General features: G+C 65.1%; 24 protein-coding genes. 13 read left to right on the forward strand and 11 right to left on the reverse strand.

What is annotated here, in order from left to right; all coding sequences use genetic code 11:
- Positions 1–1893, reverse strand: coding sequence for an amidohydrolase (locus ACFQPB_RS07050; protein ID WP_382221176.1), 1893 nt, complete (start codon positions 1891–1893; stop codon positions 1–3).
- A 79-nt stretch (positions 1894–1972) separates the two neighbouring features.
- Here ACFQPB_RS07050 and ACFQPB_RS07055 point away from each other — a divergent pair, with 79 nt between their 5' ends.
- Positions 1973–2701, forward strand: coding sequence for a TetR/AcrR family transcriptional regulator (locus ACFQPB_RS07055; RefSeq protein ID WP_382221179.1), 729 nt, complete (start codon positions 1973–1975; stop codon positions 2699–2701).
- Here the strand turns inward: ACFQPB_RS07055 and ACFQPB_RS07060 are convergent.
- Both ACFQPB_RS07060 and ACFQPB_RS07065 read right to left on the reverse strand, forming a co-directional pair.
- The gene (locus ACFQPB_RS07060; RefSeq protein WP_382221182.1) at positions 2686–3198 is read right to left on the reverse strand and encodes a copper chaperone PCu(A)C; all 513 of its coding nucleotides are present in this window, start codon (positions 3196–3198) and stop codon (positions 2686–2688) included. The two genes, ACFQPB_RS07055 and ACFQPB_RS07060, sit on opposite strands and share 16 nt — an antisense overlap.
- A gap of 68 nt (positions 3199–3266) precedes the next feature.
- The gene (locus ACFQPB_RS07065) at positions 3267–3644 is read right to left on the reverse strand and encodes a DUF2946 domain-containing protein (RefSeq protein WP_382221185.1); all 378 of its coding nucleotides are present in this window, start codon (positions 3642–3644) and stop codon (positions 3267–3269) included.
- 235 nt (positions 3645–3879) lie between these two features.
- On the opposite strand from ACFQPB_RS07065, the gene ACFQPB_RS07070 reads away from it, so the two are divergent.
- The 5 genes from ACFQPB_RS07070 to ACFQPB_RS07090 all read left to right on the forward strand — a co-directional run bounded on the left by ACFQPB_RS07070 (position 3880) and on the right by ACFQPB_RS07090 (position 9588).
- Positions 3880–6186 carry an NADP-dependent malic enzyme gene (locus tag ACFQPB_RS07070; protein WP_382221188.1) on the forward strand — a complete coding sequence of 769 codons (2307 nt, stop codon included), beginning with the start codon at positions 3880–3882 and terminating at the stop codon, positions 6184–6186.
- A 224-nt stretch (positions 6187–6410) separates the two neighbouring features.
- Positions 6411–7445, forward strand: a complete 1035-nt coding sequence (locus ACFQPB_RS07075) for an ABC transporter substrate-binding protein (RefSeq protein WP_382221191.1) — start codon at positions 6411–6413, stop codon at positions 7443–7445.
- Positions 7446–7509: 64 nt separating this feature from the next.
- A complete protein-coding gene (locus ACFQPB_RS07080; protein ID WP_382199061.1) occupies positions 7510–8337 on the forward strand; it encodes an ABC transporter ATP-binding protein in 828 nt (275 codons plus the stop codon).
- A 10-nt stretch (positions 8338–8347) separates the two neighbouring features.
- Positions 8348–9115: an ABC transporter permease gene (locus tag ACFQPB_RS07085; protein WP_382221194.1), complete on the forward strand. Its 768-nt coding sequence runs from the start codon at positions 8348–8350 to the stop codon at positions 9113–9115.
- Positions 9112–9588 (forward strand): nucleoside deaminase, encoded by a 477-nt coding sequence (locus ACFQPB_RS07090; RefSeq protein WP_382221197.1) that lies wholly within the window; start codon positions 9112–9114, stop codon positions 9586–9588. The genes ACFQPB_RS07085 and ACFQPB_RS07090 overlap by 4 nt, the downstream gene beginning before the upstream one ends.
- Positions 9589–9606: 18 nt before the next feature.
- Here ACFQPB_RS07090 and ACFQPB_RS07095 read toward each other — a convergent pair whose 3' ends face one another.
- Both ACFQPB_RS07095 and ACFQPB_RS07100 read right to left on the reverse strand, forming a co-directional pair.
- On the reverse strand, positions 9607–9786 hold the full coding sequence (locus ACFQPB_RS07095) for a DUF3012 domain-containing protein (protein ID WP_382221198.1): 180 nt from the start codon (positions 9784–9786) through the stop codon (positions 9607–9609).
- A 50-nt stretch (positions 9787–9836) separates the two neighbouring features.
- A complete protein-coding gene (locus tag ACFQPB_RS07100) occupies positions 9837–10880 on the reverse strand; it encodes an aromatic ring-hydroxylating dioxygenase subunit alpha (protein ID WP_382221200.1) in 1044 nt (347 codons plus the stop codon).
- A 291-nt stretch (positions 10881–11171) separates the two neighbouring features.
- Between ACFQPB_RS07100 and ACFQPB_RS07105 the strand changes: the two genes are divergently transcribed.
- The 7 genes from ACFQPB_RS07105 to ACFQPB_RS07135 all read left to right on the forward strand — a co-directional run bounded on the left by ACFQPB_RS07105 (position 11172) and on the right by ACFQPB_RS07135 (position 17258).
- Positions 11172–12203, forward strand: a complete 1032-nt coding sequence (locus tag ACFQPB_RS07105; protein WP_382221201.1) for an ABC transporter substrate-binding protein — start codon at positions 11172–11174, stop codon at positions 12201–12203.
- 3 nt (positions 12204–12206) lie between these two features.
- Positions 12207–12707 (forward strand): nucleoside deaminase, encoded by a 501-nt coding sequence (locus tag ACFQPB_RS07110; protein ID WP_382221204.1) that lies wholly within the window; start codon positions 12207–12209, stop codon positions 12705–12707.
- A gap of 295 nt (positions 12708–13002) precedes the next feature.
- Positions 13003–13833, forward strand: coding sequence for an urease accessory protein UreD (locus ACFQPB_RS07115; RefSeq protein ID WP_382221206.1), 831 nt, complete (start codon positions 13003–13005; stop codon positions 13831–13833).
- An 87-nt stretch (positions 13834–13920) separates the two neighbouring features.
- On the forward strand, positions 13921–15048 hold the full coding sequence (locus tag ACFQPB_RS07120; RefSeq protein ID WP_382221209.1) for a hypothetical protein: 1128 nt from the start codon (positions 13921–13923) through the stop codon (positions 15046–15048).
- Complete coding sequence (locus ACFQPB_RS07125; protein WP_382221211.1) at positions 15029–15964, forward strand: metal ABC transporter substrate-binding protein; 936 nt, start codon at positions 15029–15031, stop codon at positions 15962–15964. Before ACFQPB_RS07120 ends, ACFQPB_RS07125 begins: the two co-directional genes overlap by 20 nt.
- Positions 15961–16692 (forward strand): metal ABC transporter permease, encoded by a 732-nt coding sequence (locus ACFQPB_RS07130; RefSeq protein ID WP_382221214.1) that lies wholly within the window; start codon positions 15961–15963, stop codon positions 16690–16692. The genes ACFQPB_RS07125 and ACFQPB_RS07130 overlap by 4 nt, the downstream gene beginning before the upstream one ends.
- A gap of 32 nt (positions 16693–16724) precedes the next feature.
- Positions 16725–17258 (forward strand): Fur family transcriptional regulator, encoded by a 534-nt coding sequence (locus ACFQPB_RS07135; protein WP_382221217.1) that lies wholly within the window; start codon positions 16725–16727, stop codon positions 17256–17258.
- Here ACFQPB_RS07135 and ACFQPB_RS07140 read toward each other — a convergent pair.
- From ACFQPB_RS07140 to urtA, 6 genes are read right to left on the reverse strand one after another with little or no spacing between them, the layout of a single operon-like run.
- Complete coding sequence (locus ACFQPB_RS07140; protein ID WP_382221219.1) at positions 17227–18564, reverse strand: glycerate kinase type-2 family protein; 1338 nt, start codon at positions 18562–18564, stop codon at positions 17227–17229. The two genes, ACFQPB_RS07135 and ACFQPB_RS07140, sit on opposite strands and share 32 nt — an antisense overlap.
- A 41-nt stretch (positions 18565–18605) precedes the next feature.
- Positions 18606–19298, reverse strand: a complete 693-nt coding sequence (urtE, locus tag ACFQPB_RS07145) for an urea ABC transporter ATP-binding subunit UrtE (protein ID WP_382222015.1) — start codon at positions 19296–19298, stop codon at positions 18606–18608.
- 17 nt (positions 19299–19315) lie between these two features.
- Complete coding sequence (urtD, locus tag ACFQPB_RS07150; RefSeq protein WP_382221221.1) at positions 19316–20191, reverse strand: urea ABC transporter ATP-binding protein UrtD; 876 nt, start codon at positions 20189–20191, stop codon at positions 19316–19318.
- Positions 20188–21309, reverse strand: coding sequence for an urea ABC transporter permease subunit UrtC (gene urtC, locus ACFQPB_RS07155; RefSeq protein ID WP_382221224.1), 1122 nt, complete (start codon positions 21307–21309; stop codon positions 20188–20190). The genes urtD and urtC overlap by 4 nt, the downstream gene beginning before the upstream one ends.
- Before the next feature lie 7 nt (positions 21310–21316).
- Entirely contained in the window at positions 21317–22912 is a 1596-nt protein-coding gene (gene urtB, locus ACFQPB_RS07160; RefSeq protein WP_382221227.1) for an urea ABC transporter permease subunit UrtB, read from the reverse strand.
- Between the two features lie 10 nt (positions 22913–22922).
- Entirely contained in the window at positions 22923–24200 is a 1278-nt protein-coding gene (gene urtA / locus ACFQPB_RS07165; RefSeq protein WP_382199079.1) for an urea ABC transporter substrate-binding protein, read from the reverse strand.
- Positions 24201–24207 lie beyond the last annotated feature (7 nt).

Genomic DNA, 24207 nt, shown 5'->3' on the forward strand with positions numbered 1-24207 from the left:
TCAGTGCAGCTGTTCGCCGTGGTGGTGGTCCGGCCCGCAGAACGCGTGCGAGCGCACCACGTGCCAGCCTTTGTTGCTGTCCTTGCCCCCGTTGCCTGGCTGTGACATGCGGTTGCGCAGGCTGGCACCGGTCGCTGCGGTGCTGCGCTGGTAGACGTACTCACCCCCCAACACCGTGGCCGCCACCTCGACATCGAACATCAGCCGGTGGATGTCCACCTGCGTGACGTCCTCGTCGAAGATCACGAAGTCAGCGTATTTGCCCACCTCGATGGAGCCGACCTCTTTGTCCATTCCAAGGGCCTTGGCGCCATGGATGGTGTAGGCGGCGATCATGGTGTCGCGGTCCACGCGTTCTTCGGCATACAACACCTCGCCGAAGTGTTCGTCGGGGATGGGGTTGGTGCGGGTGACACCCATGTAGATGGCGCGCAGCGGCGTGTTGAGCATGGGCTCACCAGGCATCGAGTCCACCGGCCAGTCGCTGCCGCCCACGATGGTGGCACCGGCCGCTTTCAGGCTCCCTGCAGGGTAGATGTAGCGGTGCGCCTGCGGGTCGATGAAGGGCTTGAGCGCATCCAGCGTGTAAACGTCGGGCAAGGCCCAGAACATCTGCAGGTTGGCCAGCACGTTGGCCGGCGCAAAACGCGGGATGTCGTCGGGGTGGATGATCTCCAGATGCGAGATCTGGTGGGCAATCGCCTGGTTGCCATTGGCCACGCGCACTTTCTCGAAGGCATCCAGGATGGTGCGGGTGGTGAAGTTGCCGATGGAATGCACGTTCACGCGGAAGCCCTCCTTGTCCAGGCGGGTCAGATAACGCTCCATCACGTCCTGCTCGAAATAGCGACCACCGTAATTGTTTGTGGGCTGGCCGTTGGTGTCGAGATATGGCGTGAGCATGGCGGCAGTCTGGGTCGGGTACTCGATCACACCGTCCGAAAACACCTTCACGCCATCGGCCTTGACCAGCTTGTGCTGCGCAAACCGTGCGCGCTGCTCCTTCAAGCGGGCGTACTGGGCTTCGTCGTCGGCGACATCGGCCATGAGGTTGGCGCGCACCCGCATCTTGAGCGTGCCGTCCTTCTCCAGCGCGTCGTACACATCCATGGCACGCTCCGACGCCCAAGCGTCCTGCACCGACGTCAGGCCTTTGGAGCGCGCCAAATCCAGCGCCTGCCGGCTTTTCACCACATGCTGCGCCAGCGGTATTTCAGGGATGGCGCTGCTGACCAAGCCCTGAGCTGCATCCACCAGCGCGCCGGTGGGCTGGCCTTGGGCGTCGCGCACGATCACGCCGCCCGCCGGGTCGGGCGTGGCCGCCATCACCCCAACCATTTGCAAGGCCAACGAATTGGCCCAGGCGGTGTGGCCGTCTATGCCCGCCACAAACATCGGCCGCGTGGTGCTGACCTGATCGAGGTCGGCACTTGTCATCACCAGACCCGCCGGGTTGACGTTGACGGCCTCGAACCATTCGCCGGCAGCGCCAGGATCGGCCGCCAGGCAGGCTTGCAGGCGGGTCACGATCTCGGCTGCCGCCAGCGTTTCGCCGTCCATGCTGCACTGGCCCAGACGGGTGGCACCCAGCACCGGGTGGATGTGGGCGTCGATGAAGCCCGGCAGCAAGGTCTTGCCCTGCAGGTCGATCACCTCGGTCTGGCTGTCGATGTAACGCGCCATGTCGGCGTCCGAACCCACCGCAATGATTTTGCCGCCGCGCACCGCCACCGCCTGCGCCACCGTGCGTTGCGCGTCCATGGTGACCACGTGGCCGCCCTTGAAAACCTGGGTGGCAGGGGTTTCGCCCCCACCACCGAGGCAAGCGGCCAGAATAGCCACCGAAGCGGCGCCGGCCAGCCAGGCGCGCCCCACCCGATATCGTTTCAGCATGTTGACTCCGTAGGTTGTTTTGGCAGCTTGACGGTCAATATCACCAGTTAATATCGCCAGTAAATACTGCTGTTTTATTGTGACCCAACCCCAACGTGGCCCCACAGCCACTTCTCCTGCCAACAAAGGTGCCAGTTCGACCGCAGACACCGGGGTCAACCTCTACCGCCGCGAGCCACGGCAGGCCCGGTCACGCGAAATGACCGAGCGCATCCTTCGAGCGACCATCGAACATTTGGAGGAAGAAGGTGGCCGCACCCTGACCACCAACCACATTGCCCGGCGGGCCGGGGTGGACATCGCCTCGCTGTACCGCTACTACGGCAGCAAGGAAGCCATCCTGGTGGAATTGACGGAACGCTGGATCGCGGGCATCCAGGCCATCCACGACCGCCACCTTGAGCGCATGCTCAACGGCATGCCGTTGCTGGCCATGCTGCGATCGGTCACCCACGACATCGAGCACATGCCAGAAGGCCGCTGGGCCTACCAGGAGTTGGCCCACCTCATGGAAACCCTGCCGCCACTGCGTGCCCTGGAGGACGCGCATTCGGCCCGCATCGTCGATTTCTGGGCGAAGGCCTTGCAGCACCATGGGTCGGACTGGCCATTGCAACGCCTGCGCGTGCTGTCACGCCTCTTCTACGTGCAGATCGACGCTGCACTGATGTTGGCCGCGCAACTGCCCGCCGCCGAGGCCGCCGATGTGCGGCGCTGGCACGGGCGCGCGGTCGTGCGTCTGCTGCGGCAGGCCCTGCCGCGCAGACACCTCAAGCCTGGGTCACCGCCCCGTCAAGGTTTGTGCTGACCGTGGCCGCCATGGTGGCCGTGGTCCATGGGCTTGGCAGGCATGGCAGCCGCGCCCAGGGCACGCACCGGCGCCTGCAGGGTCTGGCTGCTGCGCACCTTGGCGGCGTCTTCAAACACCAGCGTCAGCGGAATCGACTCGCCCGCCTTGAGCGGCTGCTTCAAGTCCATCAGCATCACGTGGTAGCCACCCGGCTTGAGTTCGGTGGTCTTGCCTGCGGCCAGATCCAATGACGGCACAGCCCGCATGCGCATGACGTCTTTCTCCATCGCCATCTCGTGGACTTCAACCACACCCGCCACAGGCGAGCTGGCCGACACCAGTCGCATGTCCTGCGGGGCAGTCAACCGCATGAACGCACCCGACGCCTTTTGTTGGGCCACGGTCCCGCGCACCCAGGGATCCTCAATCTTGACCTGCGCCTGGGCCCAGACGCTGCCCACCACACCCACGTTCAAGGCGACCAAGCCCGCCACCAGCCACTGCTTCTTGTGCATACAAAACTCCGGAAAAAATCAAACATCGGCGGCCCGGCAGGCACACCGTAAAAAAACAAGGAAGAGCGTCACAAGAAGGCGGGCGGGGCACGGCTTTGCAAGGGCGTCCAGGCGCGCTGCAAAGGCGCCGACGTGGCCACCGCTGAGGGGCCATGGGCCGTGGGCAAGGGATGCGCCCACCACCGCGAAGTGGTTGGCACACCACCTGCCACATGGGTGCTGCACCAGGCGCAGCCGCCCGACGCACCGCTGCTGGGCGGTGTGCCGTCTGAGCGGTCATCAAGTTGCACCCAGGCCATGCCGCTGGCCGAGCAGATTTGCACCCAGTTGGCGCGTTCGCTGCCCGCCACCACCGCCTGTGTCACGGCAGGCGTGAAAACGCCCACCACCATGGCCAGCAAAGCCAGCCAGGCACTGAAACGGCGGTAAAACAACGGCAAACCCATGTGAGAAGTTTAACGATCCCGCCCGAGCCCGCAGGCCTGTGACCAGAAGTGAAAACTGAATTGACCACTGGCTCATCCATGAACCGCTGTCTGCGGGTTTCCAGAGAGGCCCAGACCGTGCTGGCTTGGATACACTGAAACCGCCTGCCTCACCCCATTGCCCTCGGCGGCCCTCGGCGGTCCTTGGGAGCCTGTGAGCACAAGCACCTTGCCACAACTGACAGATCGAAACGACATGACACCCGCCGAACAAGCCCTGCGCGACGCCGCACTCGAATACCACCGCAGCCCGTCCAAGGGCAAGATCGCGGTCACCCCGACCAAACCCCTGTCCAACCAGCGCGACCTGTCGCTGGCCTACTCGCCCGGCGTGGCCTACCCGTGCCTGGCCATCGAGGCCGACCCGACACTGGCCTCCGAATACACCTCGCGCGGCAACCTGGTGGGTGTGATCACCAACGGCACCGCCGTGCTGGGCCTGGGCGACATCGGCCCGCTGGCTTCCAAACCGGTGATGGAAGGCAAGGGCTGCCTGTTCAAGAAGTTCGCCGGCATCGATGTGTTCGACATCGAACTGGCCGAGCGCGACCCCGACAAGTTGGTCGAGATCATTGCCTCGCTGGAGCCCACGCTGGGCGGCATCAACCTCGAAGACATCAAGGCGCCCGAGTGCTTCTACATCGAGAAGAAGCTGCGCGAACGCATGAACATCCCGGTCTTCCACGATGACCAGCACGGCACGGCCATCATCTCCAGCGCCGCCCTGCTCAACGGCCTGGAACTGGTGCAGAAGGACATTGGCGCGGTCAAGGTCGCGGTGTCGGGCGCGGGCGCGGCAGCCATCGCCTGCCTAGACGTGATGGTGGGCCTAGGCGTCAAGGTCGAGAACATCCTGGTCTGCGACTCCAAGGGCGTGATCCACACCGAACGCGACGACACCAAAGCCGGCAAGCTCGATGCCTCCAAGCAACGCTATTGCCAAGTCACCAGCGCGCGCACCCTGGCCGACGCGGTCAAAGGCGCCGACGTGTTTCTGGGCTGCTCGGCCCCCGGCGTGATGACGGTGGAGATGGTCAAGACCATGGGCACCCAGCCCATCATCCTGGCCCTGGCCAACCCCGAGCCTGAAATTCGCCCCGAGCTGGCCAAGGCCGCGCGGCCCGATTGCATCATCGCCACCGGCCGCAGCGACTACCCCAACCAGGTCAACAACGTCCTGTGTTTCCCCTACATCTTCCGTGGCGCACTCGACTGCGGCGCCACCAAGATCACCGAAGAAATGAAGCTGGCCTGCGTGCGCCAGATCGCCGACCTGGCCAAGAGCGAGATCAGCGACGAGGTGGCCGCCGCCTACGTGGGCCAGGAGCTGGCCTTTGGCCCCGACTACCTGATTCCCAAGCCTTTCGACTCGCGCCTCATTCTCAAGATCGCGCCGGCCGTGGCGCAGGCTGCCGCCGATTCGGGCGTGGCCACCCGCCCCATCACCGACATGGAGGCCTACAAGGAGACCCTGTCGCGTTTTGTGTACCAGACCGGCATCCTGATGCGGCCCATCTTCAACGCCGCCAAGGCCGTGGCCGACAACGCCAAGCGGGTGGCCTACGCCGACGGTGAAGACGAACGCGCGCTGCGTGCCGCCCAAATGGCCATCGACGAACACCTGGCCCGCCCCATCCTGATCGGCCGCCCGGCGGTGATTGCCGCCCGCATTGAAAAGGCCGGCCTGCGCATGCGCCTGGGGGTGGACGTGGAGAACGTCAACCCCGAGGACGACCCGCGTTTCCGCCAGTACTGGGAGCACTACCACAAGCTCATGGGCCGCAATGGCGCCACGCCCGAGGTGTCCAAGGCCGCCGTGCGCCGCTCCAACACCATCATCGGCTCGCTGATGGTGTCGCTGGGCGATGCGGATGCGCTGATCTGTGGCCTGGTGGGCAGCTACATGACGCACCTGGAACGCATCGACAGCATCATTGGCAAACAACAAGGTGTGGGCAACTACGCTGCGGTGAATGCGCTGATGACCGACCGGGGTCCCATCTTCATTGCCGACACCTACGTCAACGAAGACCCCAGCGCCGAACAACTGGCCGAGATCGCCTGGATGTCGGCACAGCAGGTGATGCGTTTTGGCATCCCACCCAAGGTGGCCTTCCTGTCGCACTCCAGCTACGGCTCGTCCAAGCGCGCATCGGCCAAAAAAATGCGCCTGGCGCGCGACCTGTTCGTGGCCCAACACCCCGACATCGAATGCGATGGCGAACTGCACGGCGATGCCGCGCTGCAGCCCGAAATCCGCAGCGCTTACCTGGGTGAGGACAACACGCTCAGCGGTTCGGCCAACCTGTTGATCTGCCCCAACCTGGACGCAGCCAACATCCTCTACAACGTGATGAAAACCACGACCAGCGGTGGCGTGACGGTGGGCCCTGTGCTCATGGGCGCCGCAGCCACGGCCTACATCCTCACGCCAGCGGCCACCGTGCGCCGCGTGCTCAACATGACGGCGCTGGCCGTGGCCGCCAAAGCCGGCACCCGCTGAAGCCGTCACCCGGCCAGAGGGCACCAAAACAGGGCAAACCCTGTGCGGCGTGCTTCACATTGATGCAACAATCCCGCCAGCTCACGCTGGCGGCTGGGTGATGCACACGTTTGTATACACGTTTTGTGTCCACAAACGGGCGATCCCCGCAGCGTGGCACCGTTATTGCTTAGTCCCAGGCACAACAAGCCTGGCGCCCAGTGCGTCGCCCCTTCGGAGAAACCATGAACAAGCGCCTCTTCATCCAGACCGCCACGGCCCTGGGCCTGGCTTCCGCCTTCGGCCTGGCCCACGCCCAGAGCACCGCCATCAAATTCCAGCTTGACTGGCGCTTCGAGGGCCCGGCCGCGCTGTTCGTTCAACCGGCCGCCAAAGGCTACTTCAAGGCCGCCGGCCTGGATGTGACCATCGACTCCGGCAACGGCTCGGGCGGAACCGTCACCCGCGTGGCGTCCGGCACCTATGACATGGGTTTTGCCGACATGGCGGCCCTGATGGAATTCCACGCCAACAACCCGGACGCCCCCAACAAGCCGGTGGCCGTGATGATGGTCTACAACAACACGCCGGCGGCGGTGTTGGCGCTGAAAAAGTCGGGCATCAAAACCCCGGCCGACTTGAGCGGTAAAAAGCTGGGCGCGCCCGTGTTTGACGCCGGGCGCAAGGCCTTCCCCATCTTCCAGAAGGCCAACAACGTCACCAACGTGGCCTGGACCGCCATGGACCCGCCGCTGCGCGAAACCATGCTGGTGCGCGGTGACATCGACGCCATCACCGGCTTCTCGTTCACCTCGCTGCTCAACCTCGAAGCACGCGGCGCCAAGACCGACGACGTGGTCATCATGCCCTACGCCGATTTCGGCGTGAAGCTGTACGGCAACGTCATCATCGCCAGCCCCAAGCTGATCAAAGAGAACCCGGCGGCCATCAAGGCCTTCCTGAGCGCCTTCACCAAGGGCGCCAAAGAGGTCATGGCCAACCCGGCCGCCAGCATCGAGTTCGTCAAGCAGCGCGACGGCATCATCAACGTGCCGCTGGAAACGCGCCGCCTGCAGATGGCCATCGACGCGGTGGTGGCCAGCCCCGACGCGCGCAAGGAAGGTTTTGGCCAGATCAACCCGGCCCGCATGTCGCTGATGGCCTCGCAAGTGTCTGACGCCTTTGCCACCAAAACCCGCATCGACCCCGCTGCGGTGTGGAACGGCAGCATGCTGCCCAGCGCCGCCGAGCTCAACATCCTGCCGCCCGCCAAGAAATAAGCCCGATCCGACCCAAGGGCCAGCCGTCTGACGAAGGCTGGCCCTTTTTTTGCGAGCGACACGCATGAGCACCGATTCCCAAGCCCCCTTTGTGCACTTCGACGACGTCTGGCTGGCCTACAACGACGAGTTGCTGGCCCAAAACGTCTTCGCGGTGGAGAACATCAACCTGAAGGTGCAGCAGGGCGAGTTCATTGCCATCGTTGGCCCGTCGGGCTGTGGCAAGTCCACCTTCATGAAACTGACCACCGGCCTGAAAAAACCCAGCATGGGCCGCATCCATGTGGACGGACAGCCGGTCAATGGTCCGCTGAAAATTTCGGGCATGGCCTTCCAGGCGCCATCGCTGCTGCCCTGGCGCACCACGCTCGACAACGTGCTGCTGCCGCTGGAGATCGTGGAACCCTACCGCCAGCAGTTCAAGGACCGGCGCAAGGAATTTGAGGACCGCGCCAAGAAGCTGCTGACCACCGTGGGCCTGGGTGGCATGGAAAACAAGTTCCCCTGGGAACTGTCGGGCGGCATGCAGCAGCGCGCCAGCATCTGCCGCGCCCTCATCCACGAGCCCAAGATGCTGCTGCTCGACGAGCCCTTCGGTGCGCTCGATGCCTTCACCCGCGAGGAGCTTTGGTGCACCCTGCGCGACCTGTGGCAAGAGCAGCGTTTCAACGTCATCCTGGTCACGCACGACCTGCGCGAATCGGTGTTTCTGGCCGACACGGTGTACGTGATGAGCAAAAGCCCGGGCCGTTTTGTGGTGCGCCGCGAGATCGACCTGCCGCGCCCGCGCGACCTGGAAACCACCTACACCCCCGAGTTCACCAACATCGTCCACGAGCTGCGCGGCCACATCGGCGCCATGCGCAAGTCGGGCGCCGTGATCAACCAGTGAAGACCATCCCATGAAAAGAAAACAGATCGAACGCTGGTCCCCCCTGCTGCTGCTGCTCGCCATCGTGGTGGTGTGGGAGGTGATCTGCAGCGGCTTCGGCGTGTCCGAATTCATCTTTCCCAGCCCCAGCCGCATCTGGGAGCAGACGCTGGAACACAAGCTCACCATCGCCGGCCACGCCTGGCGCACCTTCTGGGTGACCATGGTGGGTTTTGGCATTGCCATCGTGGTGGGGGTGCTGCTGGGCTTCCTCATCGGCAGCTCACGCCTGGCGTACGCGGCGGTCTACCCGCTCATGACTGCCTTCAACGCGCTGCCCAAGGCCGCCTTCGTGCCCATCCTGGTGGTGTGGTTCGGCATCGGTGTGGGCCCGGCCATCCTCACGGCCTTCCTCATCAGCTTCTTCCCCATCATGGTCAACATCGCCACCGGTCTGGCCACGCTAGAGCCCGAGCTGGAGGACGTGCTGCGCGTGCTGGGCGCCAAGCGCTGGGACGTGCTGATCAAAGTGGGGCTTCCGCGCTCACTGCCCTACTTCTACGGCTCGCTCAAAGTCGCCATCACCCTGGCCTTTGTGGGCACCACCGTGTCGGAGATGACGGCCGCCAACGAAGGCATCGGCTACCTGCTGATCTCGGCCGGCAGCTCCATGCAAATGGGTCTGGCCTTCAGCGGTCTGCTGGTGGTCGGCGCCATGGCCATGGCCATGTACGAGCTGTTCAGCTTCGTCGAGAAGCACACCACGGCCTGGGCGCACCGGGGGAGCCAGAACGCATGACGCCCGAACAGGCTATCCGACACCTGCGCCGGGCCAACGAAGTGGCGCGCCGCGCCCGCGATGCCATGGGCAAACACCCCTTCGGCGCCATCCTGGTGGCGCCCGATGGCGAAACGGTGCTGGCCGAGCAAGGCAATGTGGACACCGTCAACCACGCCGAAGCGGTGCTGGCGCGCACCGCCGTGTTGAACCACCCTGCCGAGTACCTGTGGCGCTGTACCCTGGTGACCACCGTGGAACCCTGCGCCATGTGCGCCGGCACCCAGTACTGGGCGCACATCGGCCGCCTGGTGTATGGCATGACGGAGCGGCGTCTGCTGGAACTCACCGGCGGCCACGAAGAAAACCCCACCATGGATCTGCCCTGCCGCAGCGTGTTCGCGGCCGGGCAGAAGGCCATTGAAGTCATCGGCCCGGTGCCCGAGGTAGAAGAAGAAATCGCGGCGTTGCACCGCGATTTTTGGCAGGGCTGAGCACCCTGCCCTGTCGCCTCACTTGAGGATGCAGTGTTGGGCGAAGTCGGTGGCCTCGTTCATGCTCCAGTCGCCCTTGGGTTTGTCCTTGAGCTGTTGGCACCATTTGTCGCTGCCCACTTCGGGCGCGCAGCCCACGAGTCCGGCCAGCCAGACCATCAAGCACACGCTCACCAGCTTGCGTTTCATCGGCGTCATTTCATATCCTCCATGGGGTTGTTGTGACGCCGATGGTAGCGCCAGCGCGCTCAGCGGTGGACTTCGGCCTCGCCCGCCCCGCTCAGCAAGCTCATCAGTTGGCGGCGGATCAGCACCCCGGGCCGGTCGGAGTCCATCGAATACTCCACGCCCCGGCGGCGCAGGTCCACCACCGCGTCGGGGTCGGTCGATTCAAGGATGTCCTTGTCCTCACGCGTGATCTCCTCGTCAAAGTCGATCAGCATCTGCGCCGGGCAGTCGGCCTCGGTGTCGTTGCGGTACAGCCACTGGCAGAGCTGGATGTGGCCGTCATCGATGGGGGTGAAGCAGTTGATGATGATGTGGCGTATGCCGCTGGGGTATTCGATGTCGAGCCGACGCGAAAAGGGTTGGAAGTAAGCGTTGCGCATGTGGCGCGTCGTCACCGGCTCTTCGACACCGCTGATGCGCCGAAAGCGCTCGGGGTTGGCGGCAGCGATCACGGTCTCGGCGTAGAAGCCCTCTTCGTTTTCGACGATTTCGTACTTGCTCGGCTTGGGCGCGTCGGGCACACCAAAGGTGGCACGGTGCACGAAGCTGAAGTGCGAGTTGTCAAACGAGTTTTCGAGCGCGCGCAGCGGGCTGGTGGCCCACACCTCGTGGAACTGGAAGATGGTCCGAAAGGCCGGGTCGTCAAATTCGGGCACGGCCGGGATGTCGGCAATGGGGTCTTCCAGCGCCACCCACGCGTAGCCGTAGCGTGCGGTGCAGTGGTAGGCGGTGGTGCGGTAGTCGGGCGGGATGCGGCGTTCGGCGTCGAACTGCGGAATCACCACCACGCTGCCGCTGCGGTCGTAGGTCCACCCGTGGTAGCCACACTGGATGTGGCCCTGGCCACAGGCCTTGCCGGCGCCGTCCACACACCAGCCCTTGGAGAGCTTGGCGGTGCGGTGACAGCAGCGGTCACGCAGCGCGGCGGGCTGACCGGTGGCATCAAGAAACAGCACGATGTCCTCGCCCAGCAACTTGAAAGGCTTGGGGCCATCGGTCAGATGGGACAGCGGCATGACCGCGTGCCAGTACTTGCGAAAAACGGCTTGTTGGGTGACCAGCATGGAAACGCTCCTTGGATTTCAAACAGATGAACCAAGAGCAATTTCCGGCCGCAGCCCCTGTGGATGGGGGACGAGGGTGAACGCTTCTACTCTCAACAGAACTGTAGCAAACGGCGGGCCAACCGCCGCTCACGAAACCCACACAGCCTGGCACGGCTGTTGCATTGAACGTGGCAAGAGTAGAAGCGTTCAGCGTGGCGCACTGATGCAGTGCCTGTCGCCCGGAAATTGCTCTTGAGTTCCCGCGTTGCGTTGTGCGCGCGGGCCTTCAACAGCACCCACGGAGCCCACATGCACCGCCGTCATTTCATCGCATCTGCCGCCGCCCTCACCTCTTCCGTCGCTGCGCCCACCGTCTGGGCACAGTCCACGCCCAAACTCACGCCGCTCAAATTCACGCTGGATTTCCGCGTCACCGGCCAGACCGCGCCCTTCTTTCTGGCCCAGCAAAAAGGCTACTACCGAGAGGAAGGCCTGGAAGTCAGCATCGACGTGGGCGCGGGCTCGGTGGCCTCCATCACCCGCATCGCCAGCGGCGTGTACCACATGGGTCTGGGCGACATCAGCTCGCTGATCGAGTTCCATGCACAGAACACCGGCACACCTTTGGTGCAGGCGGTCTACCAGTACTACAACCGCGCACCGTTTGTGATCATCGGCCGCAAGGACCGGGGCATCACCAGCGATTTCGCCAGCCTCAAGGGCAAACGCGTGGCAGCCGCCGCCGTCGAAGCCACACGCCGCGCCTGGCCCATGGTGGCACGCAAGCTGCGCATGCCCGACGACCACTTCGCCTGGAGCACCACCGACTTCAGCGCCCGCGACAACGTGATGGTGCGCGGCGATGTGGACGCAGCCACCTACTTCCACGACTCGGCCGTGTCGCTGTTCGCGCGCATGAAAACCGAGGAGCTGTCCATCCTCAAATACACGGACGCCGGGGTGAACCTCTACGGCAACGCCATCCTGGCCAGCAACGCCATGGTCACGCAAAACCCGGGTTTGGTGGCCGCCTTCCTGCGCGCCACCAACCGCGCCCTGCAGGAAACGCTGGCCAACCCGCAGCCGGCGATGGCTGCCATCAAACAGCGCGAGCCCATCCTGGACGAAAAAATCGAACTGGAACGCTGGCGCCTGACGGCCCAGTACGTGGCCGCCGCCGACACCCGCAGCCACGGGCTGGGCGACGTGCGCAAGTACCTGCTGGAGCAACAGGTCGATCAGGTGAGCGAGGTATTTGGTCTCAAGAACCGCCCCAGCGCCGAAGGCGTTTTCAACCGCACCGTGTTGCCTTCGATAGCCGACCGCACACTGAAAGCCTGAGCCATGGTGCTGCCCACAGAACAAACGCTGAGCGAACGCGACGGCCGCTACCTGCGCCAGGCGATTGCCTGGTCGCGCACCGGCCGCGAGCGGGGCAATCGCCCCTTCGGTGCCGTGGTGGTAGCCGACACCGGTGAGGTGCTGGGCGAAGCCTGGTGCAACACGTCTGAGACGGGCGACTGCACCGGGCACGCCGAAACCAATGTGGTGCGCCAGCTCAGCCCGAAGGTGGATCGCGCCACGCTGGCGCGTGCCACACTGTATTCGTCGGCCGAGCCCTGCGTGATGTGTGCGGGGGCGATCTTCTGGTCCAACATTGGCCGGGTGGTCTATGGCATCGATGCCGTGCGGCTGCGCGTTTTCCGGGGTGAGCGCGCCGAGCAGCGTGACGCCGAACTGTCGTGCCGCGATGTGTTCGCGGCCTCACCGCACCCGATTGAATGTATTGGTCCGGCGTTGGTGGATGAGGCGAGCGAGGTGCATGTGGGGTTTTGGAAGCTGTGATCCGTCTGCTGAAGTGCGGGCTGTGAGCCCGGCCTGCGCCGCTCGTGTCCCCCGCCGGCTGCGCCGGCTCCTCCTTTACCTCGCTATGCAAGCCAGCCTCACAACCCGCACCGCCTCCCCCCGTGCATGCAACCATTGGCGCGCCACTGTGTTTGCAGGCGGCGGGCCTGGGTGACTGGCGCAGCGAGGTAAAGGAGGAAGCGGCGAAGCCGCTGGGGGACACGAGCGAAGCCAGTCACCCAGGCCCGCCGTCCCACCACAAACAGTCGAGCGAAACGCACCTAAACTCAAACCCATGCCCTGGCACGCCCGACTCGAACTCGACTACACACTCAAGCACGACACCACCGTGCTGCACCACCGCCACGAAGGCCCGTTGCGCGTCTTTCAAAGCCTCCACCCCGAAGGCAAAACCATCTGCCACAACGTGGTGGTGCACCCTCCCGGTGGCCTGGCCAACGGCGACGTGGTGGACATCGCCGTCAACGTCGGGCACGGGGCCCATGCGTGGATAGGCACGCCGGGCGCCACGCGTTTCTATCGCAGCGGTGGTGAAGCTGCCAAACAACAGATCACGCTGCGAGTACAAGACGGCGCCCGATTGGAATGGCTGCCGCTGGAAACCCTGGCCTACAGCGGCTGTTTGGCCCACAACACCCTGAGCCTGCAACTGGCCCCCACCGCCGAAGCCCTCTTGTGGGACGTGCTGGCCCTGGGCCAACCCACGGCGGGCAAACCGTTCGAGGCAGGTGCCTTCACGCAGCGACTCTCGGTGCCCGACCTCTGGCTGGAGCAGGCCCACATCCGCGCCGACGACACACGCTTGCTTGACGCCCCCCTGGGCTTGGACGGGCAACGTTGTATGGGCACGCTGGTGTTCGCCTCGGGCACGGCGCTCGGGCGTGACCGCACCGAGCTTGTGCTAGACACGGTGCGCAGCGTCTGTGCCCACCACCCGCTCAGCGCCCGTGCCGGCGCAACCAGCCCCAACCCCCAGATGGTGGTGCTGCGCGTGCTTGGGCCCGTGGTGGAGCCGGTCATGGACCTGCTGCAGCAGGTGTGGAGCGCACTGCGCCCCACCGTGTGGAGCATCGCCCCCCAACGCCCTCGCATCTGGGACGTGTGAGCCACAACGGCGGGGTGTAGTGGTTTTTTTCCGCCCTCAGAATGTGATGTTGTAACATCACATTTTTTGAACCGCAGGAAAACACGCATGCTCAAGCCATTCACCCGCCTCGCCGTTGTGGCCCTGGCGGTTCCCGCCGCACACGCCCAAACCGACCACTGGCAATGGGGCGCGGTGCTGGACGTCACCGCAAGCTCCCGCGCCTTGGGGCTGGCACAACGCAACCAAGGGCTCGCGCTGGGGCACAGCGACGTGTCGGCATCGGGCCCCGTTGGCAAGGCGCTGTCGGCCCAGCTCACCGCCGCCGTGCACACCCACGAGGGCAACACCGAGGCCGAGCTTGAAGAGGCCTGGTTGCAAACCCGCAGCCTGCCGTGGGGCCTGCAAGCACGCGCCGGTCGGTTTGCGTCGCAGCTGGGTTACCTCAACGAACAGCACCCACACGCCGACGACTTTGTGGAGCGGCCGCTGATGTACCGCGCGTTTTTGGGCGGGCACTGGAACGACGATGGCCTGCGCCTGAACTGGACCGCTCCCACACCCATGTACCTGCGCCTGGGGGCCGAGGTCTTCCGTGGCAAACGGCTCGTTGAACACGCAGAACCTGCGTCCAGCCCAGGGGTGTCGGTGCTGTCCGCGCGGCTGGGTGACGACATCGGTGCCTCACACAGTTGGCAGGCCGGCTTTGCGCTGGTTCAAAACCGCCGACAACAGGAAGCGGCCGAGCATGGGCACGAAGACGAGCACGGCGATGACCATGGTGACGAACACGATCACGGTCACGGTGCGCTCTACAGCGGCAAACGCATGCAGGTGTGGGAAGTCACCTGGAAGTGGGCACCCGACGGCAACAACAGCCAGCGCCAGTTGCGTGTGGGCTATGAACGTGCGGTGGTGCACAAACCCAACCACCTTGCGACCGCAGCCGATCGCCACGTGGCCGACCACCTCGCGGTGGTCTGGCGCTTCTCGCACACCTGGGAGGTCGGCACCCGGCTGGAACGTTTGCGCGTGGCCGAGCCCCACGGCGACCACTTTCACAGCGCGCGCCTGCGCCAGACCAGCCTGATGCTGGCCTACAAACCTGGGCACATGCAAACCGTGCGCCTGCAAGTGGCCAAACAAACCGGCAGCGACGGCCTTGCCACCAAGGGCCACTCGGTGCAGTTGCAGTACGTCCTGAACTGGGGTGCCCATGCCGCGCACAGTTTCTGAAGCACGGCACCTCACACGCTGGCTGATCACCTGCGCCTGGCTGGCCTGCGCCGGCTCGGCGCACGCCCTCAACGTGTTTGCCTGCGAGCCGGAGTGGGCCTCACTCGTCAAGGCACTGGCCCCACAGGCGCAGGTCGTCAGCGCCACCCACCAACGCCAGGACCCGCACCACATCGAAGCACGCCCCAGCCTGATCGCCGCTCTGCGCCGTGCCGACCTGGCGGTGTGCACAGGTGCCGAACTGGAAGCCGGCTGGTTGCCCGTGCTGCAACAACGCGCAGGCAACCCCATGGTGCTGGACCGCGCAGGGGGCATGTTCTTCGCATCCGACCACGTGGCCCTGATCGACGCACGCGCGCCGGGCGGCCCGTTCGACGGTGACGTGCATGCCGCTGGCAACCCACACTTCCAAGTGGACCCTGACCGGGTGCTGGAGGTCGCGCGCGGTTTGGCCGAAACACTTGCCCAAGTGGACCCCACAGGGGCCCGCGCCTACCACCAGCGTGCACAGGCGTTTGAGCGCGACTGGTTGGCCCATGTGCAACGTTGGCGGGCACAAACCAGCCCCTTGCGGGGCCAGCGCGTGATCGCACAACACAGCAGCTTTGCCTACCTCTGGCGCTGGCTGGGGATGGTCCAGAGCGCCGATCTGGAGCCCAAGCCCGGCCTGCCTCCCACGCCTGGCCACCTGAATGCGGTGCTCAAGCTGGCGCAGCGCGAACGGCCCATGGCGGTCGTCGCCACCCGCTACCAGGACGCCCGCAGCGCACGCTGGCTGGCCGCACAACTGGGCAACGAAACCATGGCCATCGCGCTGCCCACCACGGTGGACGACGCACAGGACCCCCAAGGCCTGGTGCGCCTGTTTGACGACCTGTTCAAACAGCTGTTGAACGCCAACGGTGGCACACGATGAGCGAGCTGGCTTGGTTGCTCGCGCCCGTGTGCGCGCTGGTGCTGGCCGCTGTCACGCTGGTGCCGCTGGGGCGCGAGGTGCTGCAACGGGGGGTGGTGTTTGTCGATCTCGCGCTGGCACAGGGCGCGGCCTGCGGCGCCCTGCTCAGCGCCCTGTGGTGGGACCACCCGGCCGTGTGGAAGGTGCAGGCCAGCGCTTCGCTGGCGGCACTGCTGCTGGCGGGTCTGGTGGCCTGGGTCGTCCAGCGCTGGCCCGCGCAGCGCGAAGCCCTCATTGGCCTGCTCTACGTGGCCGGTGCCAACCTGGCCTTGTGGGGCGCCTCCTGGGAGCCCCACGGGCGCGAGCGGCTGGACCAATTGTTGTCGGCCGACGTGTTGTGGGCGCCCTGGAGCACCATCGCCTGGTTCGGGGTCTGTGCGGCACCGGTGTGGCTGCTGTCACTGCGGTGGCCGAAGACGCTGGCCCGCAACGCCTTGTTCTACCCGCTGTTTGCGGTAGTGCTCAGCGCAGCGGTGCCCCTGTTGGGCCTTTACCTGGTGTTCGCACTGCTGATTGCCCCCGCACTCTTGACCTTCAAAGGCCACAGCCTGGTGGCAACCATCGCACTCGCGGTCGGTGCGTGTTTGCTGGGCCTGGCCGTGTCGTGGACGTGGGATGCCCCCAGCGGCGCTTGTGTGGCATTGGCCACCGCACTCATGGGCTTGGGCAGCCTTTGGAAACGAAGCTGAACGCAGGCAGACGGCCCCCTAAAATGGGCGCCATGCCCCGTGCCCCCTCCTCGCCCCGCGCTTCCCCCAAGGCACAAGCCACAGCCGCCCAAGCCAAAGACATCGACGCGCAGCTGGCCTCAGCAGATCGGCACTGCCTGGACCACGGTCTCAAGCTCACCAGCGGACGCAAGGCGGTGCTGCAAGCCCTGCTGCGCCGTGGGGGCACCGCCAAGGCCTACGAGCTGCTGGCCGACCTGCAAAGCGGCGGTGCCTCGGTCGCGCCCATGGCGGTCTACCGCTCGCTCGATTTTTTGGTGGCCCATGACATCGTGCACAAGGTGGCCAGCAACAGCAGCTTCGTCTACTGCCAGCACGACCACCACCGCCACCACGAACCCTCTTTTTTGATTTGTGAGCGCTGCGGCAGCGCCACCGAGTGGGACGCCGAGGGCTGCCACGCTGTGGTGGCCCAGGCCTTGAAGGCCACGGGTTTTGCGGTGCACGGCATCGAGATACAAGGTCTGTGCGCCGGCTGCGCACAGACCGACAAGCTCACAACACCAGCAACGCGCGGAAATCGTTGACGTTGGTGTTGGTCGGCCCCGTCACCACGAGGTCACCGATGGGGTCAAAGAAGCTGTACGCATCGTTGTGATCCAGGTGGGCTTGCAGCGACACGCCGGCGGCCTGCGCGCGCGCCAGGGTATCAGGTGCCACCAACGCGCCCGCGTTGTCTTCCACGCCATCAATGCCATCGGTGTCGGCGGCGATGCCCCACACACCCGGCTGCCCTTGCAGCGCCTGCGCCAGGCCCATGCAGAACTCGCCTGCACGCCCGCCGCGCCCGCGCGGTGTGCCTTCGGGTTGCGGGCGCACGGTGACGGTGGTTTCGCCACCCGACAGGATGACGCAGGGCTTTTGAAACGGTCCCTCGCCGCGCGCCGCCGCGCGCGCCAAGGCCGCATGTACCTTGCCCACTTCACGCGACTCACCCTCGATTTCGTCGCTCAGCACATAGGCGTTGAGGCCGAGGGCACGCGCTGCATCGGCCGCCGCCTGCAAGGACTGCGCAGGGGTGGCGATCATGGCAAATTGTTGCCCCGCCAAAGCCGGATGACCGGGCTTGACCGACTCCAACGCACCACTGGTCAAGCCCACGCGCACCACCGCAGGCACGTCGATCTGGTAGCGGCGCAGAATGTCGAGGGTCTGCTCGCAGGTGCTGGCATCGGGCACCGTGGGGCCGCTGGCGATGACGGCCGGATCGTCGCCGGGCACGTCGCTGATGGCCAGGGTGACGACACGCGCAGGCGCACAGGCCTGCGCCAGCCGGCCACCTTTGATGCGCGAGAGGTGTTTGCGCACGGTGTTCATCTCACCGATGTCGGCGCCGCTGCGCAGCAGTTCGCGGTTGATGCGTTGCTTGTCGGCAAGCGACAGGCCTTCGCAAGGCCAGGTGAGCAGCGATGAACCTCCGCCGGAGATGAGGCAGATGACGAGGTCGTTGGCGGTGCACCCGTGGGCCATTTCCAGCATGCGCTGGGCGGCTCGCAAGCCGGCCTCGTCGGGCACGGGGTGGGCGGCTTCCACCACCTCGATCTGCTGCGGCACGTCGGCCGGTCGGGGCGGCAGGTGGCCATAACGTGTGACCACCAGGCCGGTCAGGCGGGTGTCGGTGCCACCGTGGGCACGCACGTGCTCGGGCCACAGGGTCTCAAGGGCCAGCGCCATGGCGGCGCCGGCCTTGCCGGCCCCCAGCACCACGGTGCGGCCACCGGGTGGCGGCGGTGGTGGCAGGTGGGCGCCCAGGGTGTGCAGCGGCATGGCGCGCTGCACCGCCACTTGGAACAGATCGACGAGGGTTTGGCGGGGGTTTTCAATGGTCGGCATGGCGACATTGTGCCGCCTGCCCGCACCGCTCCGATGGCCGCTCAGATGGCCACCAGCTGCCGGATGTCCTTGGCCTGCATTTCGCTACCCGGCCCACTCGCAATCACCTCGCCGCGCTCCATCACCACGTACTGGTCGGCCAAGGCTTCGGCAAAGTCGTAGTACTGCTCCACCAGCACGATGGCCATGTCGCCCCGGTCGGCCAGCATGCGGATCACCTTGCCGATGTCTTTGATGATGTTGGGCTGTATGCCCTCGGTGGGTTCGTCCAGGATCAGCAACTTGGGGCCAGCGGCCAGCGCACGCGCGATGGCCAGCTGCTGTTGCTGGCCACCCGAGAGATCGCCGCCCCGGCGCCCCAGCATCTGCTTCAGCACCGGGAACAGCTCGAACAGCTCGGCCGGAATGGGCGTGCCCCCCGGTTTGTAAGCCAGGCCCATCTGCAGGTTTTCCAACACCGTCAGGCGGGCAAAAATCTCGCGCCCCTGCGGCACAAAACCCATGCCGGCGCGCGCCCGTTCGTAGGGCGTGGCCTTGTCGATGGGCTGGCCGTTGAAGGTGATGCCGCCGCTCTTGATGGGCACCAGGCCCATGAGGGATTTGAGCAAGGTGGTCTTGCCCACCCCATTGCGCCCCAGCACCACGGTGACCTGGCCGAGTTCGGCACGCAGGTTGACGTTGCGCAGGATGTGGCTGCCACCGTAATACTGGTTGACGTCTTTGACTTCGAGCAGGCTCATGTGTGTACTCCTCAGCGACCGAGGTAAACCTCGATCACGCGTTCATCGGCCTGCACTTCGTCCAGCGTGCCTTCGGCCAGCACCGAGCCGTCGCACAACACGGTGACCTTTTCAGAGATGGCGCGGATGAAGCTCATGTCGTGCTCCACCACCATCAGCGAATGTTTGCCCTTGAGGGTGAGAAACAGCTCGGCGGTGCGGGCGGTTTCTTCGTCGGTCATGCCGGCCACCGGTTCGTCGAGCAGCAAGAGCTTGGGGTCTTGCATGAGCAACATGCCAATCTCCAGCCACTCCTTCTGGCCGTGGCTCAACAGGCCGGCCTGGCGGCTGGCGCTGTCTGCCAAGTGGATGGTGGTCAACACCTCGGCCAGGCGGTCTTTCTCTTCGCCGGTCAGCGTGAACACCATGCTGTGGCGCACCCGTTTGTCGGTGGCCAGCGCCAACTCCAGGTTCTCGAACACGCTGAGCTGCTCGAACACCGTGGGCTTCTGGAACTTGCGGCCAATGCCCAGGGCGGCGATCTCGGCCTCGCGGTGGCGCAGCAAGTCAATGGTGCTGCCGAAAAACACCGAGCCTTGGTCGGGCCGGGTCTTGCCGGTGATGATGTCCATCATCGTCGTCTTGCCGGCGCCGTTGGGCCCGATGATGCAGCGCAACTCCCCAGGGGCAATGTCCAGGTTCAGCCCGTTGATGGCCTTGAAGCCGTCGAAGCTCACGTGCACATCTTCGAGGTAGAGGATGCGGCCATGGGTGGTGTCCACCTCGCCCGCCTTGGCGATGCGGCCATAACCCGCGCTGCGGCCACCGGATTCGGTTTGGCCCAGCACAGCGGCCTGCGCGGCCTTTTCAAAGCGCTGCGCGCCCGCTTCCATCAGATCGGGCGTCATGCCTTGCCTCCACGCAGTTTCTTCACCAGCCCCACCACACCTTGTGGCATCCACAAGGTCACCGCAATGAACAGCGCGCCCAGGAAATAAAGCCAGAACTCAGGGAAAGCCACGGTGAGCCAGCTTTTGGCGCCGTTGACGATGAAGGCCCCGGCGATGGGCCCCACCAGCGTGGCGCGCCCGCCCACGGCGGCCCACACCGCCATCTCGATGCTGGCCGCTGTGCTCATTTCGCCCGGGTTGATGATGCCCACCTGCGGCACATACAGCGCACCGGCCACGCCACACATCACGGCCGAGATGGTCCAGATGGTGAGCTTGTAGGGCAGCGGGTTGTAGCCACAAAACATGACGCGGCTTTCCGCATCGCGCACGGCTTGCAGCACGCGGCCAAACTTGCTGCCCACCAGCCAGCGCGCGAACAGATAGAAGCCCAGCAGCGTGAGGCCGGTGACAACAAACAGCGTCATGCGCATACCCGGCGTGGCGATGGGCAGGCCCAGGATGCGCTTGAAATCGGTGAAGCCGTTGTTGCCGCCCATGCCGGTTTCGTTGCGGAAGAACAGCAGCAGCGCGGCAAAGGTCAGCGCCTGGGTGATGATCGAAAAGTACACGCCCTTGATGCGCGAGCGGAAGGCGAAGTAGCCGAACACAAAGGCCACCACACCCGGCACCAGCACGATGAACAGCAGCGTGGCGAAAAAGCTGTCGCTCAAGGCCCAATGCCAGGGCAGTTCCTTCCAGTCCAGAAAGACCATGAAGTCGGGCAGATCGCTTTTGTAGTTGCCGTCGCGGCCGATCTGGCGCATGAGGTACATGCCCATCACATAGCCACCCAGCGCAAAGAACAGGCCGTGGCCCAGGCTGAGGATGCCGGTGTAGCCCCAGATGAGGTCCATGGCCAGCGCGCAGATGGCGTAGCACATGATCTTGCCCAGCAGGCCCACCATGTAGCCCGAGAGGTGGAAGGCACTGTCTTCAGGCACCAGCAGGTTGAGCACAGGTGCCAGCGCGCACACCAGCAGCAAGGCCACGATGAAGGCGCTCCAGCCCGGACGGGTGAGCAGCGGGCCAGCCTGAGGCAGCGCCACGGAGGGAGAAATGGCTTGTGTCGTCATGGTCTGATCAGGCTTCGGCGTTGCGGCCCTTCATCGCGAAGATGCCTTGTGGCCGCTTCTGGATGAACACGATGATGAAAATCAGCACGGCGATCTTGGCCAGCACCGCACCGGTCCAGCCTTCCAGCAATTTGTTGAGCAGGCCCAGGCCCAGTGCGGCGTACACCGTGCCCGCCAGTTGGCCCACACCGCCGAGCACCACCACCATGAACGAATCCACGATGTAGTTCTGGCCCAGGTCGGGCCCCACGTTGCCGATCTGGCTCAGCGCACAACCGGCCAGGCCCGCGATGCCCGAACCCAGCGCGAAGGCGTAGGTGTCGATGCGGGCGGTGTTGACGCCCATACAAGAGGCAATCGGTCGGTTCTGCGTGACACCGCGCACGAACAGGCCCAGCCGGGTGCGCGCGATCAGCAGCGTCACGCCCAGCAACACGGCGGCGGCAAAGGCGATGATGATGAGGCGGTTCCAGGGCAGGGTGAGGTTGCCCAGCAGGGTGATGTTGCCGCTCATCCAGCTGGGGTTTTCCACGCCCACGTTCTGCGCGCCAAACAGGCTGCGCACCAGTTGCATCAGCACCAGGCTGATGCCCCAGGTGGCCAGCAGGGTTTCCAGCGGGCGGCCGTACAAGAAGCGGATCACGCTGCGCTCCATGGCCGCGCCGACCAGGGCCGAGGTCAGGAAAGCCACGGGCAGCGCGGCGAGCAAATACCAGTCGAACAGACCGGGCAGGCTGTTGCGGAAGAAGACCTGCACCGCCCAGGTGGCGTAGGCGCCGATCATGATCAGCTCGCCGTGGGCCATGTTGATCACGCCCATGAGGCCGTAGGTGATGGCCAGGCCCAGCGCGGCCAGCAGCAGGATGGAACCCAGGCTGATGCCGGTGAAGGCCTGCGACAGGGCGCTGCCCAGCGCCAGTTGGCGGTCGATGGCCGAGAGAGCGGCCGACAGCGCGGCCTTGACCGCCGGGTTGGCTTCCGCCTCCAGGCGCTGCAACAACAGCGGGCGCAGCGTGGGCCGGCTTTTTTCGCCCAGAGCCTTGGCGGCACTCAGGCGCTTGGCGTCGTCTTCGGCGGCCAGCTGCATGGCGGCCAGAGCCAAGTCCAGGCTGTCGCGCGCCTGGTCGTCCAGCGCGCCGGCCAGGGCCTTCTCGATCAGGGGAATCTGTGTGGCGTCGGGCTCTTCAAATGCCGCGCGCTGCAGCAGCTTGGCCGCGTCACGCTGCGCACCCACGTCGCTGCCAAACAGTTGACGCACCGCGAGGGCGGCTTCCAGCGCACCCCGCATGCGGTTGTTGACAATGACGTCTTGTGCCTCGTCGTTCTGTGCCACCGCCGCACCGGTGGTGGCGTCGGTGGTGCTGCCGTCGTCGGCCACGATCAGCACCTGCTGGCCCAGCACTTTGACCGCACCATCGGCCAGCGCTTTCATCAGCGCCTGGGCCTGGTCGTCGGGCTTGGCCGCCAGGCGGTTGAGTGTGGCGATGCGCGCATCACCATCGCCCTCGACCAACGCCAAGGCGTCGGCCGGGGTCAGGGCATGAACACTGGCTGCGCCCATCAGGCACAGCAGGGCACAACAGGAACGCAGCCAGCGCATCATGCTCCCTCGCTCACTTCGCCATGGCGACGTTTTTCTTGCCCTTGTTCTCGGCGATGTAGTCGCTCCACGGGTCGGCCACCACCGGGCCCGGGGTCTTCCACACCACGTTGAACTGACCGTCGGCCTTGATCTCACCGATGAACACCGGCTTGTGCAGGTGGTGGTTTTCCTTGTCCATGGTGGAGGTGAAGCCGCCCGGCGCCTTGAAGGTCTGGCCGGCCATGGCGGCAATCACCTTGTCGGTGTCGGTGCTCTTGGCCTTGGCCACGGCCTGCGCCCACATGTTGATGCCGATGTAAGTGGCTTCCATCGGGTCGTTGGTCAGCGGCTTGTCCTTGTGGCCAGCGATGTTCTTGGCCTTGGCGTATGCGGCCCACTTCTTGGTGAACTCGGCGTTGGCCGGGTTCTTGATACTCATGAAGTAGTTCCATGCGGCCAGGTGGCCCACCAGCGGCTTGGTGTCCACACCGCGCAGCTCTTCCTCACCCACCGAGAAGGCCACCACCGGCACGTCCTTGGCCGACAGACCAGCGTTGCCCAACTCCTTGTAGAAGGGCACATTGGAGTCGCCGTTGATGGTGGAGACCACCGCCGTCTTCTTGCCGGCAGACGCGAACTTCTTGATGTTGGCGATGATGGTCTGGTAGTCGGAGTGGCCGAAGGGGGTGTACTCCTCCATGATGTCCTCATCCTTCACGCCCTTGGCTTTGAGGAAGGCACGCAGGATCTTGTTGGTGGTGCGGGGGTAAACGTAGTCGGTGCCCAGCAGCACCCAGCGCTTGGCCGAGCCACCGTCCTTGCTCATCAGGTACTCCACGGCGGGAATGGCCTGCTGGTTGGGCGCGGCACCGGTGTAGAACACGTTCTTGCTCAGCTCTTCACCCTCGTACTGCACGGGGTAGAACAGCAGCGAGTTCTTTTCCTCAAACACCGGCAGCACCGACTTGCGCGACACCGAAGTCCAGCAGCCGAACACGGCGGCCACCTTGTCCTGGTCGATCAGTTGTTTGGCCTTTTCGGCAAACAGCGGCCAGTTGGAGGCCGGGTCCACCACCACGGGTTCGAGCTTCTTGCCCAACACACCGCCCTTGGCGTTGATCTCGTCGATGGCCATCAGGGCCACGTCCTTGAGCACGGTTTCCGAAATGGCCATGGTGCCCGACAGGCTGTGCAACACGCCGACCTTGATGGTCTCTTGCGCGTGGGCCGACAGGCCAAAGGCGCCCAGGGCGGTGGCCACCGTCAGGGCTTTGAGGGTGAATCGGCGGGTGTTCTGCGCTTGCGACATGGGGTTT

It is taken from the genome of Hydrogenophaga atypica (assembly GCF_042665215.1).
Lineage (GTDB): Bacteria > Pseudomonadota > Gammaproteobacteria > Burkholderiales > Burkholderiaceae_C > Hydrogenophaga > Hydrogenophaga defluvii_A.

What these genes read in the sequence shown, in the direction of transcription:
- ACFQPB_RS07130 (WP_382221214.1), top strand. Translation starts at nt 15,961, where the DNA reads ATGAGCGAGCTGGCTTGGTTGCTCGCGCCCGTGTGCGCGCTGGTGCTG.
- urtA (WP_382199079.1), bottom strand. Translation starts at nt 24,200, where the DNA reads ATGTCGCAAGCGCAGAACACCCGCCGATTCACCCTCAAAGCCCTGACG.
- ACFQPB_RS07075 (WP_382221191.1), top strand. Translation starts at nt 6,411, where the DNA reads ATGAACAAGCGCCTCTTCATCCAGACCGCCACGGCCCTGGGCCTGGCT.
- urtC (WP_382221224.1), bottom strand. Translation starts at nt 21,309, where the DNA reads ATGACGACACAAGCCATTTCTCCCTCCGTGGCGCTGCCTCAGGCTGGC.
- urtB (WP_382221227.1), bottom strand. Translation starts at nt 22,912, where the DNA reads ATGATGCGCTGGCTGCGTTCCTGTTGTGCCCTGCTGTGCCTGATGGGC.
- ACFQPB_RS07135 (WP_382221217.1), top strand. Translation starts at nt 16,725, where the DNA reads ATGCCCCGTGCCCCCTCCTCGCCCCGCGCTTCCCCCAAGGCACAAGCC.
- ACFQPB_RS07120 (WP_382221209.1), top strand. Translation starts at nt 13,921, where the DNA reads ATGCTCAAGCCATTCACCCGCCTCGCCGTTGTGGCCCTGGCGGTTCCC.
- ACFQPB_RS07125 (WP_382221211.1), top strand. Translation starts at nt 15,029, where the DNA reads ATGCCGCGCACAGTTTCTGAAGCACGGCACCTCACACGCTGGCTGATC.
- ACFQPB_RS07060 (WP_382221182.1), bottom strand. Translation starts at nt 3,198, where the DNA reads ATGCACAAGAAGCAGTGGCTGGTGGCGGGCTTGGTCGCCTTGAACGTG.
- ACFQPB_RS07140 (WP_382221219.1), bottom strand. Translation starts at nt 18,564, where the DNA reads ATGCCGACCATTGAAAACCCCCGCCAAACCCTCGTCGATCTGTTCCAA.
- ACFQPB_RS07105 (WP_382221201.1), top strand. Translation starts at nt 11,172, where the DNA reads ATGCACCGCCGTCATTTCATCGCATCTGCCGCCGCCCTCACCTCTTCC.
- ACFQPB_RS07100 (WP_382221200.1), bottom strand. Translation starts at nt 10,880, where the DNA reads ATGCTGGTCACCCAACAAGCCGTTTTTCGCAAGTACTGGCACGCGGTC.
- ACFQPB_RS07095 (WP_382221198.1), bottom strand. Translation starts at nt 9,786, where the DNA reads ATGACGCCGATGAAACGCAAGCTGGTGAGCGTGTGCTTGATGGTCTGG.
- ACFQPB_RS07115 (WP_382221206.1), top strand. Translation starts at nt 13,003, where the DNA reads ATGCCCTGGCACGCCCGACTCGAACTCGACTACACACTCAAGCACGAC.
- ACFQPB_RS07050 (WP_382221176.1), bottom strand. Translation starts at nt 1,893, where the DNA reads ATGCTGAAACGATATCGGGTGGGGCGCGCCTGGCTGGCCGGCGCCGCT.
- ACFQPB_RS07065 (WP_382221185.1), bottom strand. Translation starts at nt 3,644, where the DNA reads ATGGGTTTGCCGTTGTTTTACCGCCGTTTCAGTGCCTGGCTGGCTTTG.
- ACFQPB_RS07085 (WP_382221194.1), top strand. Translation starts at nt 8,348, where the DNA reads ATGAAAAGAAAACAGATCGAACGCTGGTCCCCCCTGCTGCTGCTGCTC.
- ACFQPB_RS07090 (WP_382221197.1), top strand. Translation starts at nt 9,112, where the DNA reads ATGACGCCCGAACAGGCTATCCGACACCTGCGCCGGGCCAACGAAGTG.
- urtD (WP_382221221.1), bottom strand. Translation starts at nt 20,191, where the DNA reads ATGACGCCCGATCTGATGGAAGCGGGCGCGCAGCGCTTTGAAAAGGCC.
- ACFQPB_RS07110 (WP_382221204.1), top strand. Translation starts at nt 12,207, where the DNA reads ATGGTGCTGCCCACAGAACAAACGCTGAGCGAACGCGACGGCCGCTAC.
- ACFQPB_RS07080 (WP_382199061.1), top strand. Translation starts at nt 7,510, where the DNA reads ATGAGCACCGATTCCCAAGCCCCCTTTGTGCACTTCGACGACGTCTGG.
- ACFQPB_RS07070 (WP_382221188.1), top strand. Translation starts at nt 3,880, where the DNA reads ATGACACCCGCCGAACAAGCCCTGCGCGACGCCGCACTCGAATACCAC.